Origin of the sequence: Burkholderia sp. 9120 (assembly GCF_000745015.1) — a bacterium.
In the GTDB taxonomy this organism is placed as follows: Bacteria; Pseudomonadota; Gammaproteobacteria; order Burkholderiales; family Burkholderiaceae; genus Paraburkholderia.
Genome location: NZ_JQNA01000002.1, coordinates 4,795,518 through 4,807,491, shown reverse-complemented (window position 1 = coordinate 4,807,491; position 11,974 = coordinate 4,795,518). Strand labels below are relative to the sequence as shown.

Genomic DNA, 11,974 nt, shown 5'->3' with positions numbered 1-11,974 from the left:
CCATGTTCGCCAATACCAATCTCGGCGTGCTGAATTTTGCGTTCCCGGACGTGTGCAAACTGCTGCCCATTCCGATCCCGTTTCCGTTTCCGAATTTCGCGCTGTCGTTCACGCATATTCCGTCGGTGTTCAACGTGATCTTCGGCGGGGGTCTCGCGGAAAATCTGATGACGCAAGGCACCCTGAGCCTCGGCGACATCTCGGCGGGCGGCGTGGTGTCGCAGATCGAAATGGGCCCGGACCGGCCGCTGCTCGGCAGCTTCAAGGTGATGGTCGGGGTGATGTTCGCGACCCGCCTCACCACCATGACGATGCAGAACGGCATGCCGCCGAACGCGGTCGGCATGTCGATCACGCCGGCGCAGTTTCGCGTGATCCTGCTGTCATGAAGCGCCGGTGGACGCCGCGCGCGAACGGGTGGCCGATGGTCCGCCTGCTGGTCTGTTCGTGCCTGCTGTTCGCGGCCGGCTGTAGCTGGTTCGGTCCGACGAAGACCGCATTGCGCGGCGTGACGGTGATCGCGCAGAACGGCGCGAACAACGCCAGCGCCACCGCGCTCGACTTCGTTTTCGTGTACGACGCGACCAGCGCCGCCCTGCTGCCGCGTACCGGGCCGGACTGGTTCGCGCATCGCGCGGCGCTGTTGACCTCGCTCGGTCCGAAGGTCGACGCCGTGTCGGTGCAACTGCCGCCGAACCAGAGCAGCGCGCCGGTGCCGTTGCCGGCGCGTTACAGGAAGGCGCTGGTGGTCTATTGCTATGTGAATTTCGTGGCGCCCGCGGGCCAGGGCGTCGCCGATCTGACGCAGTACAAGCGCGTGGTGATTACGCTGGGTCCGCAGGCCGTCACGTATGACGGCGCGCAGTGATTGCGCGCCTCGCGCCGTTGGAATGGTGAACCGCTGAACCGCCCATAATGAACATCGTCGCAGCACTTGCCGTATCGAGGAAATGATGACCCAGTCGAGCTCGCCCGTAGACCTGCCGTATGGCATCCAATGGTCGGAAGGGCTGTTGCTGTCTCCGCAGCATCTGCAACAGAACGATCGCTTCTGGCATGCGCAACTGCGCTATCTGATCGAGCGCGCCAATCCGGATTTCGTCGGCGTGCGGCATCTCGAACTCGACGAGGGCTTGCTTGGCAAGGGACGCGTGACGGTGCGCGCGCTCGAATGCGTGCTCGACGACGGCACGCCGATCGTGCTCGACAAGACCCGCGACCACGCGCTCGAACTCGACGTGAGCGGCACGCTGACCACCACCGGCGACCGCGCGCAGATCGCCCTCGTGCTGCCGCTGCGCGGCGACACGGCAGCCACCACGGGAAGCCTGAACCGGCGCTACGAGTCGGTGCCGGGCACGGCCGCCGTCGATGAAAACACCGGCCGCGTGCCGGTGCTGGTGCCGCGGCTGAAGCCGGCGCTGCGGCTCGACACCGGCTGGACGCGCGGCACCAATCTGCTGGCCGGCTGCCCGCTGTTCCAGCTCGAACGCACGTCGCTCGGCACCTATCGCTGCACCGACTATCTGCCGCCCATGGCGTCGCTCGGCGCTGCGGAATTCTTGCGCGACAGGAGCTTGCAGCGCCGGGTCGGCGCGCTGCGCGACAGCGTGCGCATGAAGCTGCGCGAGATCGCGCAGGTCGGCGAGGGCGCGTTTCTGAACGCCGCGATCGGCGACGCTTTTCTGGCGCTGGCCGCGCGCCGGCTCGCGGCGATCCTGCCGGATCTCGACGTGCTCGGGCTCGGCACCGACGTCGCGCCGCGCGCGCTGTATCTGTCGCTCGCGCGCGCGGCCGGCGAGATGGCCGCGCTCGATCCGCTGCCGGATCCGCCGGTGCTGCCGCCGTACGATCATTTCGACTGCCGGCCGGGGTTCGACGCCGCGCTCAGCTTTGTCGAAGATCACGTGAAGGCGATCCGTCCAAGTTTCGAGCGCTTGCCGTTCCTGCGCGACGACGGCGGCGAATTTTCGCTGCGCCTGCCGCTCGACGCGGGCGATATCCTGCTGGTCGAAGTGGTGCCGTCGGCCGCGCAGAGCCGCGCCGACCTCGAACGCTGGCTCGAGAGCTGCACGATCAGCCAGCCGCAACTGCTCGATCCGCTCGACAGCCGGCGCATGCCGGGGGCGTCGGTGAAGTCGTCGGACACGCGCCGCAAGGGCCTGAATCCGGCGGGGCTGTACTACGAGATCCGCAACGCCGCGTTCGATTTCGACAACGTGATGCGCAACATGTTTACGCCGGGCGAGACGCTGACGATCCGCGGCGGTGGCCGCTATGCGGCCACGCATGCGCCGGGCGGGATCGTGCTGTATCGCGAGCCGGGCGGCGCGCAGGCGAGCCACGACGCGCGGGGCGGTCGCGAAGGGCGCCATGGCGGGCACGGTACGCACGGCACGCACAACGACCCGGCGCGGCAGATGGCGCAACCGGCGCAGCAAGGGCAGCAAGGCCAGCCGCAGCCGCCAAGGGCAACCGGCAACGGCGAGGATGCGGGGCATGCACACAACTGAGCGCGAAGCGCTGCGCACGCGGCTGCCGCTCTACACCTATTTCTGCGATTTCTACGGGCTGCTGGTGGAGATCAAGCATGGGCTGGCGGCATTGCCGGCCGGCCATGCCGTGCCCGTGGAACTGACGGCGGCGGTGGTCCACGCACGCCTCGTGGAATGTTTGCGCGAGCAAACCAGCACGGTGCAGCGCGATTGCACGCCGGATCTGCTGCAGATTTATCGCGACGCCGAATACGCAATGGCCGCGCTCGCCGACGAGCAACTGCTGCTCGAAGTCAGCTGGGCCGGCAGCGGCGAATGGCTCAACCTGATGCTCGAAAGCACGCTGTTCGACACGCGCAATGCGGGCGTGCGGTTCTATCGGTTGATCGATAGTTTGCTGGTCGTGGCGCTGCCGACGCAGGCGCACGCCGAGTTGGGACTGGTGCTGCTCGGCGCGCTCGAAGTGGGTTTTCGCGGCGCGCTGCGCGGCGATCATGAAGCGGCCGCGTTGTCGGCCCGCCGTGACGAACTGGTCAAGTTCGTCACCGACGTGCGCGGCGACGACGCCGGCGGCCACGCGTTCGAGCAGGCCTACGAACACACCATCGGCCCGCAGGATCCCGAGCCGGCGAGTTGCCGGCTCGCGCCGCTGTCGCCGTGGTTCAACGCGGCGCGGCTTGCGCTGGTCGCGTATCTGCTGGTGTCGGCGGCGATCTGGTTCATCGTGATGCGTCCGTTCACACAACTGGTCGCCGACGACCCTACCGCGCAGCGCGTGCGCGCCGAACAGCAGATCGGTAAAGCGGCGGTGGCGGATGGCGAAGCCGGGTCCAGTCCGACCGAGACGTCGGGCGCGATCAGCGCGGCGCCGGGGAGTGCGAATGCGGGTGCAAGTGTGGGTGCAAACGCGGCGGCGTCGAAGCCTACGCCACGGGGAGATGTGTTGTGAGTGCGGTATTCAAAATCTTGCTGGTTATCGGCCTTGTGCTCGGCGTGATCGCCGCGCTGCTGATCTGGCGCGCGCGCAATGCGCCGCGCACGGCCGCCGCCGCGTCGTCGGCGGATGCGGACAATAGCGTCGCGCCTGGCTGGATCAGCACCGCGCTTGCTGCGATCGATTACGCGCGCACGCGTCGCGAGTGGCGCTATCGCATGCCGTGGATCCTGATGCTCGGCGAACGCGATGCGGGCAAGACCAGCTTCGCGCTGTCGGCGGCGGTGCGGCTCGCGCAGTCGAATCCGGACCGGCGCTACGCGTCGCTGCGCATTCCGGGCAGCGCGGTGTCGGTGATGAATCGCGGCGTGCTGATCGATATCGACGGCAGCGTGTCGTCCGAGGGCGCGCATGCGGCGGTGGCGACGAGCGTTGCGGCAACGGGCCAGGCAAGCGCGGGCGCCACCTTAAGCGCCGCCTCAGGCGCATCCGCTGCAAACGTCGCCGCCACCGCCTCCCCGAGCACGCCAGCAAGCCGGCCCGCAAGCCCCGCCGCGAGCGCATCGCCAACCCCGCCCGTCACCACCCGAAACGCGAAGAAAGCACGTTCGCGCTGGGAGACGCTGCTGCGCACGCTCGTCGATCTGCGTCCCGAACGGCCGGCCGACGGCATCGTGCTGACGGTATCGGCGCGCAGCCTGCTGAGCGCCACGCCCGATCAACGGGAACGACTTGCCGCGGACGCCTACCGCCAGTTGTGCGACGTACAGGACGCGTTCCGCTTCGTGCAGCCGGTCAGCGTGGTGGTCACGCAATGCGACCGGATCGACGGCTTTGCGCCGTTCTGGCGTGCGCAGCCCGACGCGCTGCGCCAGCAGATGCTCGGCTGGTCCGCGCCGGTGCTGGCCAGCAACGACACGCCGCAGGACTGGTGTCATGAAGCGTTCCGGGTGGTGATCGAACAATTGCGCGCGTTGCAGATTTCGACCGCGGCCAGCGTGCAAGCGGTCGCGAACGACGTTGACCGCGACGGCATGCTGCTGTTTCCCGCCCGTCTCGAACAACTGCGCACGCCGCTCGCGCAATGGCTCGCGGGCGCGTTCCGTGCGACGCTCGACCGGCCCGGCCACCTGTGCCGCGGCGTCTATTTCACCGGCGACCTCGACGGCGCCGGGGTCGGCGCGAGCACGAACGTCTCGTTCGTGGCCGGCCTGCTCGACGACAAGGTGTTCGCCGAGCGCGGCAACGCGCGAGTGGTGCGCGCCTCGGCGTGGTCGCGCAATCGCTATCTGCGGGGCTTCCAGGTCGCCGCGCTCGGCGTGGCTGCCGCGCTCACGATCGCGCTGGGTTTTGCCGGCGCGCGGCTTTACACGACGGTCGGCCAGCTTGATCGCGCGCTGGTCCAGTTGCAAACCATCCGCCCATACAGCGGCGGCGTGTGTCCAAGTGCGAGCGAAATCTCGACGGTGCTGATGTCGGTACACGAACTCAATACGCGCTCATTCGACCTCGCCAATCCGTGGTCCTGGCCGTGGTTCTGGCATCCGTTGCGCGACGGTGCGGCGCAGGTGGTGGCAGGGCGCGTTTTCGCGGGCCTGGTGCTGCCGGGGCTCGGTTGCCAGTTGGCGGTTCGCGCCAAAGCGTTGAGTTTGCGCGGCACGGACGCGCCCCGCATGACCGGCGACCCCGGCGAAGACGCCCGCAACGCGCGCAGCCGCCTGAACCGGCAACTGCGCGAGGTGACCGATCTCGAAGCCGGGCTCGGCACCTTCTACAAGATCGCCGAGCCGTTTTCCGGCGCCTCGACCGAACAGGATGTGGTGCGCTTCGCGAGGCTCGTCAACTTCGCGTACGGACTGCCGGTGTCGCTCGTGATGCGCGACGGCGACAGCGGGTTGCTGGCCGCGTCGCTCAGTTCGGCCTCGACCGATTACCGGCCCGATCTGCCGGAGAATCTTGCCGCCGGCTACCGGAACCAGCTTGCGCAGATGGAAACGGATCTGCGCGACGCGCTAGTAACGCAGGCCGGCTCCGGCCAGCAACTGCTGGTCAATCTGCAGACCGGCCACGGCGACCCCGCCGCGCAGACGCGCCAACTGGTCGCGTGGCTCGCGTGGACGCGCGACAACTGGCTCGGCGCGGTCGAGCAGGAAGCGCAACGCAATCTGTGCGGGCAGATTCGCACCGACCTGCGTCAACAGATCCGTCAACTGGTACTGGTCGATGCGTCGTCGGGACGCTATGTGCCGGGCACCACCGCGACGGATGCCGCGCGCGCGTCACCCTACGCCGCACTGCTGGAGACGACCGCGAGCACCTTCTCCGCGGCCGAATGCGACGACGAGGTCTATCAGAAGCTCGACGCGCTTTCGGTGCCGCCGTATAACCCGCTGATCGTGCGGGACCAGGGTCGGCGCGCGTTCAATGCGTCGTTCATGCAGGAATTCGCCGGTCTTGCCGCGCTGTCGCAACTGCATTTCATGCAGGTCACGAAGCGCCGCACGGCATTCGCGTGCTCGATCAACGGCGCGGGCGCTACTGGCGCGCGTAGCTGGAATGCCGGCCCGCTCGGCGATGCCGCCACCTACATCGACGAATACCGGCGCTTCGCGCAGCGGTTTGGATTTCAGCCGGCCAAGGTGCCGACGTCGTCGGGTGGGACGTCTTCAGCGGGGCCGCGTCCGCTGTATGCGCAGATCGCCGCCACGCAGTTGGAAAACGCGCTCAACGACGCGTTGCTCGAAGCGCAAAGTCCGCTGCCGCCGGGCCCGGATGTGTGGCCGGCCGCGACGACGTCGAACGCGTTGAGTGCGGTGCCGTTCGACGAACAGGCGCTCGCGCAGGCCAGCCGCGATCTGTCGCGCACGCTCGGGCCGTTGATCCAGGTGGAGCGCGCGTACAGCGAGTTCGGCTTCAGCAAGGGCTTCAGTGCGTTGTCCGGCTGCCTGCAGCAGTATGCGGCGGACCGCTTGTCCACGGTCGGCAGTCTCGCGGTGCAGAGCCAGTTGTACCAGCCGCAGAGCGACACGACCGGCGGCGAATTTTTCGATCTCGGCACGGTGCCGGTGACGCGCGATTATCTCGCGCGCCAGGTCGCACGCTCCCAGGTGTTGGCCGCGTACGCCGCGCCGTTCGCGACGCTTGCGCAAAACTCCGGCAATGCGCCCGCCAACAGTCCGAACGTGCAGACCGCCGCGTACTGGGGCAATTCGATCGCCGAAGTGAATCGCTACGTGCCGTCGGCCGATCCGGCCAGCCAGATGGGACAACTGGCGTCGCTGTTCGTCGACCGGCTGAACGGCATGACGACGCAGAATTGCAACGCGCGTCTGCAGGACCCCGCCAGCTCCACCGACGACGGCGCCAACGATCTGTTCGCCGCGCGTCGCCGCGACCTGGTCAAGGTGGCGCAATCGCTGTGTCAGGGTAGCGACGCCGTGGCGTTCCAGAACCTGTTCTCGCTGTTCGACGCGACGTTAGGCGGCCGTTATCCGTTCGGTCTCGCGGGCGCGCCGGAAGCGTCGCCGCTCGCGGTGCGCGACTTTTTCTCCGTCTATGCGCAACAGAGCGCGGCGCTGCGCGCGCAGTTGACCCGGCTGCCGAAAACGCAGCGCACGGCGGCGAGTGCGTTCCTCGGCCAGCTCGACGACGATCAGAAGTTTTTTGCGCAGACGCTGCGCGCCGACGGCAGTCTCGGCGTGCATCTGAATGTCGCCTTCAACGTGCGGCAGAGCGTTGAACGCGGCGCCGATCAACTGGTCGGCTGGATGCTCAGTTCGGCGAATCAGTCGGCCGCGTATCCGAACGGGCAGACCGGCATCGACTGGGTCGCCGGCCAGCCGCTCGCGCTGGATCTGACGTGGGCCGAACTGTCGCGCTGGGCGCCGTACGTCAATCCGGCCGTGCCGAATTCGCCGGATGTGGAAGGCCGCACGGCGACCTTCGGCGCGGGCGGCACGTGGGCGCTGATGCGGCTGGTCCAGCAACACGCAATGGAGCGCGGCGCGGCGGCCGCCGATGGCATCACGTTGCGCTTCAGCGTGCCGGTCGCGAGTGCGGCGAGCGTGGCGGCTGCGGCTTCGGTGGCGACGGCGGGCGCGGGGGTAGCGGGGGCGTCGGGTACATCGGGTACTTCGGGTGCTGCGACGAGTGCGGGCGCGGCGCGTGCCGCGACGCCGCCGCTGTCGTCGGCCAGCACCGCGCAGTTGTTGATCAATCTGCAATTGCAGGGCATCGATCCGGTGAGTCATGCGGCTGCGCCGCTGAAACTCCCGGCGTTCCCGACCGGTTCACCCGCGCTGCCGGCGTCGTCGCGGACGTCGCGCGGCGGCGCGGCGAGTGCGCAGATTTCGACCATTCCGTCGATCCCGCCGCTGCCGCCGGGCATGGATGGCCCCGCGCCGGTCGCCAACGCCGCGGCAATGTCCCCAGGCAGCCACTGAACGTGAAGGAGTTAGACATGGAGCATCCACTCGATTATGCGAACGGTTTTTTGAGTGCGGCGTACGGCATGACCTTCGCGACGCTGCTCGCGCCGGTCAGCATCGCGCAGCCGCAGGGCGAGACGCTGCGCGGCACGCCGCTGTGGCAAGCGATTCGTCGCGCGCGCGAAGCCGATGACGCGTCGCTGCCGCTCGGCGCGTGGGTGCGGCAGCTCAAGCGCGCGAACTGGGGTGAAGTCGCGTCGGGTTCGCTCGATGCGCTCGCGTATCGCAGCAAGGATCTGCATCTGGCGGTCTGGCTTACGGAAGCGTTGCTGCATGAGCACGGTTTCGCGGGACTCGCGGCGGGTGTCGCCGTTGTCGATGCGTTGTGCGAGCGCTATTGGGACGTGCTGTATCCGGGTGCGGCGGACGGCGATTTTGAGCATCGGGCGAATCTGTTTCGCTGGCTCAATGAGAAGTTGATTGCGCCGGTGAGGCTGGTGCCGCTGACGGTGGTGGGTTCTGCGGCTCTTGCTGCGAATGGTGCGGGGTTCGCGTCTGCGGAGTGGCCGGGCGGAGCGCAGCAGCAGTCGCCGATGGGCGAGCCGGAACGGCTTTATGCCTGGACCGATTGCGAACAACTGCGACGCCAGCAACAGTCGCCACAGAGCGGCTCGCGTGGCGGCGACGACGAGGGTGGCGTCGATGCCGCCGACTTCGATAAAGCCCTCGCGGCGACATCGACGGAAGTGTTCATCGGTCATCACGCGGCACTGAGCCAGGCCCTCGCGGCGCTGGCCAAGCTGGGCGGGACGCTCGATCAATGCTTCGACGGCGACCCGCCGGGCGTCGGCGCGCTGCGCGGCGTGCTCGAACAGATTCATGCTTTTGTCAGCGCGCAACTGGTGCAGCGGGGTATGCCGTTCGGCGTCGCCACGCGTGTGGCGAGTGTGGTCGCTGCAGCGCCGACGCCGGAGCAAGGACATGGCTATGGGTCGCATGCCGAAGCGGGTGTCGTACCGTTGACCGAGACGATTTCCGTGGCGGTGTCGATGGCGGCGCCAGTCAACGTGGATGGCGGGGCGTATTCGGCTGCGACTGCTGCGAATGGAAATGGCGGGGCGTATTCGGCCACGACGTCATACGCCGATGGCGGGGCACATTCGGCGGCGGTCGGATACGCGGATACCAGCACGCACCCGGCGGCTGCGGCGAACGTCGACAGCGGTACGCAGGCGGCCGGTCATCACGCACCGGACCACGCGGCGACACCGACGCTTCGCGACGAAGCCAGCGCATTGCCGCATTCGGTCAGCGCGCGCAAGCGTGCGTACGCGCAACTGGCCGATGCTGCCGCCGCGCTGGCCGAACTCGAACCGCATAGTCCGGTGCCGTATCTGATTCGCAAGGCGGTCGAGTGGGGCACGCTCAATACCGCACAACTCTACGACGAACTGTTCATTCAGGGACGCGGGCAACTGAACGTCTTCGATCTGCTCGGGCTCGGCGTGCCGCAAACCGAGGAGCAGGCATCGTGACGACGATCCTTGCAGCGCCGGCGCGAACTGCAAGGAGCCGCTGATGGCGCGTATCTACCAGGCTGAGACGATGGGCGAAGCGGATCTGCGCGTGGCGCTGGTCACCGATCGAGGACGCGCGGATCTGCTGGTGAATCGCGTCGGCAGTTACGGGTTGGCGGTCGGCGATGCGCTGTGGTTCATCACGCCGCAGCGGCAGAGCGCGAATGTCATCGTGTTCTTCTGCAGCGAAGGATTCGCGCAATTGAAGGTGTTTCGTGCCGACGCGCGGCGAAGCGGGCTGGGTGCATGACCGGCCGCATCGGTGGAGAGGGCGGCTCGGGCGGTGAGTTGGGTGTGTTATGGGCGTGCTACGGGCGATGCGAGTGCGGTGCGGGCTGAGGCTGACGGAGGGGCACGGTGCGCAATGGGCGATGGACGACTCTCCGCGCTCAACGCGCTGGCGGCGGCAACAGGACAACCGGCGGCAACGCAGTCGACTTCAACTGCCGGCCGACCACCAGTTGATCGGCGCTGGCGGCTTCCGGCGACGGGTAGTCGCCGACCGCAACGATCAGCGGCTGGCCGCTATCAGTGATCGGCACGATGGTCGCCTTGTAGCCCTGCTCGCTGACCGAACCGGCGAACAGCGAGGCGGCGTCGCTCGACGTGAAAGTCGCGGCTTGCAACGCGTAATGGCCATGCGCGGGAGGCGGTGCCGGCACCAGCAGACTGGCGATCGGCGTCGATGCGGCAACGACCGGGCTGGCAGGATTGGCGGCGCCCGCGGGCGTGGCGCTCTTCGCGATCACCGCACCGCCCGCGACGGTCGAGCCGCCGTTGGAAGACGACGCTGAAGACGACGTAGCCGCCGCTTTCGAAGACTCACCAGGCAGCAGCGCGGCGGCCTGCGCGGCGAGCCGCTCGATCGGCGCTTTGAGGTTCGAAGGCGCGAGGGTGCCGGCGGCGAACATCACGGCGCCGAAGGCAACCAGCAACAGCAGAAAGAAGACTTTAAGCATTCTGGTAGCGCAATAAGCGGGCAAGAGGTTCGTTAGAACAGCGGCCTCAATCATAGACAGTGACGTGCCGCTTGGCGAGCGTGATCGACGCGGAGCCACTCGACCGGAACATTTTGAAACACACGCACAAGCATTCAACGCATCAGCTTCCGGAGACGCATACATCATGAATGGATCGCGCAAAGGTTCGAAGCCGTCTCGCATGCCGATCAAGCAGTTACCATCGGCTGCGGACAGGCGGGCGGAGCGGTTCAAGCAGGCGGTCCAGCGCTCGTCGGACCGACGGCAGGAGTTGATCAACGCGCGACGTTACTCAGCGCCTGTTGCGCCGAACCCCGTGACATCCCATTCGCCGTTTCCGCCGTCGCCGTTCTCGATGCCACAGCACAGCATGACGTCGCCATCGCCGTTCTCCATGCCGCAGCCGTCGCATCAACCGCTGCTGCAATCACCGCACCCGTCGTCGGCGATGGATGTCGAGATGACGCCGCACAGTGCGCCGTCGAGCGCGCCGTTGTCGCCGATGCATCTGCCGCAGGCCCACGCGCAACCGCACGCGCCGCAACTGGCGCTGCCGCCGACGCCCGAGCAGACGCTCGGCATGCCGCAGAAAACCTGGGCCAAATTCAGCGAGACCTCGGCGACCGAGCGTCGCCGCGACGTGATGGGCCTGCCCGCGCCAGTCAACCGGCCGTCGCCGGAACTCAGCAATTTTCTCTACGACAAAGGCGGCGTGAAGCTCGAGCATCAGGTGAAGTACGGCCCAGGCGCCGGCATCGAATCGGTCGATCAAAGCGGGCTCGATACGCACTACGGCGATAAAACCAGGCCGCGTTTGTCGCAGTATTCATCGAACCGCGAGCACTATGTCCGCGCGGCGAACGAGGCCGGCCGTCCGCTCACTCACCAGGAGTACGACGTCAGCCAAGGCATCGCCCCCGGTCCCACCAGCATCAATCATGTGATCGCGAGCGGGACCGGTCAGAACCTGATGAACCAGATGACGTTGCAGTTCCATCAAGGCGTTTCGCGTTTCGGCACCGCGAAGTTCGGCAAGGACCAGGGCGGCATGCTTAACGGCATCGCGGAGCAGGCGGCGGCGGTCGGCCGGATGACCGGCATCGGCCGTGCGATCCAGAGCGAGGAAGCGCCGCAGGGCCCATTTGCCAGAGCGGTGAGCGGCAACCCGGGCGGCGCCAGCGGTTCGGCTCGCGATGAGCATCTGGTGAAGCGCGACACGATGATGAAAAACGTGCTGACCGCATTTCAGGGGAACACACCGGACAAGCGCTTCGGCGGCTACAAGAGCTACCTGAAGAACACCTTCGATTCGTTCGGCAATCTGCGGCTCGGGCACGGCACCGGTAATGGCCGTGTCAGCACCGGCCTCGATGTGCCGTTGACCAGCAGCATGACGCCGACCGCGCGCGGCGAACGGCTGTATCAGGCGAACCTGACGTTCGGCATGCCGTCGATGGAGACCGCACAGAAGGTGCAGGGCGGAGGCGGCAACTACCGCTCAGGTATTTTCACGACCACCACGACTGGGCTGAAGTTGACCAGCAGCACGGAAAAATAACGG

9 protein-coding genes are annotated in these 11,974 nt (G+C 67.3%); 8 read left to right on the top strand and 1 reads right to left on the bottom strand.

Annotation, left to right across the window (positions count from 1 at the left end):
* Positions 1-2 precede the first annotated feature (2 nt).
* From FA94_RS29540 to FA94_RS29510, 7 genes are all read left to right on the top strand, one after another.
* Positions 3-389 (top strand): PAAR-like domain-containing protein, encoded by a 387-nt coding sequence (locus tag FA94_RS29540; RefSeq protein WP_035558061.1) that lies wholly within the window; start codon positions 3-5, stop codon positions 387-389.
* Positions 386-868 (top strand): hypothetical protein, encoded by a 483-nt coding sequence (locus FA94_RS29535; protein ID WP_051980868.1) that lies wholly within the window; start codon positions 386-388, stop codon positions 866-868. Before FA94_RS29540 ends, FA94_RS29535 begins: the two co-directional genes overlap by 4 nt.
* An 85-nt stretch (positions 869-953) precedes the next feature.
* Positions 954-2,513 (top strand): type VI secretion system baseplate subunit TssK, encoded by a 1,560-nt coding sequence (tssK, locus tag FA94_RS29530; RefSeq protein WP_035558058.1) that lies wholly within the window; start codon positions 954-956, stop codon positions 2,511-2,513.
* Entirely contained in the window at positions 2,500-3,444 is a 945-nt protein-coding gene (locus FA94_RS37445; protein ID WP_051980866.1) for a DotU family type IV/VI secretion system protein, read from the top strand. Before tssK ends, FA94_RS37445 begins: the two co-directional genes overlap by 14 nt.
* Complete coding sequence (locus tag FA94_RS29520) at positions 3,441-7,871, top strand: type VI secretion system protein (RefSeq protein WP_035558057.1); 4,431 nt, start codon at positions 3,441-3,443, stop codon at positions 7,869-7,871. The genes FA94_RS37445 and FA94_RS29520 overlap by 4 nt, the downstream gene beginning before the upstream one ends.
* 17 nt (positions 7,872-7,888) lie before the next feature.
* Positions 7,889-9,391, top strand: coding sequence for a type VI secretion system ImpA family N-terminal domain-containing protein (locus tag FA94_RS37440; RefSeq protein ID WP_051980864.1), 1,503 nt, complete (start codon positions 7,889-7,891; stop codon positions 9,389-9,391).
* A gap of 43 nt (positions 9,392-9,434) precedes the next feature.
* Positions 9,435-9,683 (top strand): 7(1) septoil knot domain-containing protein, encoded by a 249-nt coding sequence (locus FA94_RS29510; protein ID WP_231585056.1) that lies wholly within the window; start codon positions 9,435-9,437, stop codon positions 9,681-9,683.
* A 139-nt stretch (positions 9,684-9,822) separates the two neighbouring features.
* Here the strand turns inward: FA94_RS29510 and FA94_RS29505 are convergent, their stop codons facing one another.
* On the bottom strand, positions 9,823-10,392 hold the full coding sequence (locus tag FA94_RS29505) for an SPOR domain-containing protein (protein ID WP_035558054.1): 570 nt from the start codon (positions 10,390-10,392) through the stop codon (positions 9,823-9,825).
* 337 nt (positions 10,393-10,729) lie between these two features.
* On the opposite strand from FA94_RS29505, the gene FA94_RS29500 reads away from it, so the two are divergent.
* Positions 10,730-11,971 (top strand): hypothetical protein, encoded by a 1,242-nt coding sequence (locus FA94_RS29500; protein WP_156126731.1) that lies wholly within the window; start codon positions 10,730-10,732, stop codon positions 11,969-11,971.
* Positions 11,972-11,974: the final 3 nt, after the last annotated feature.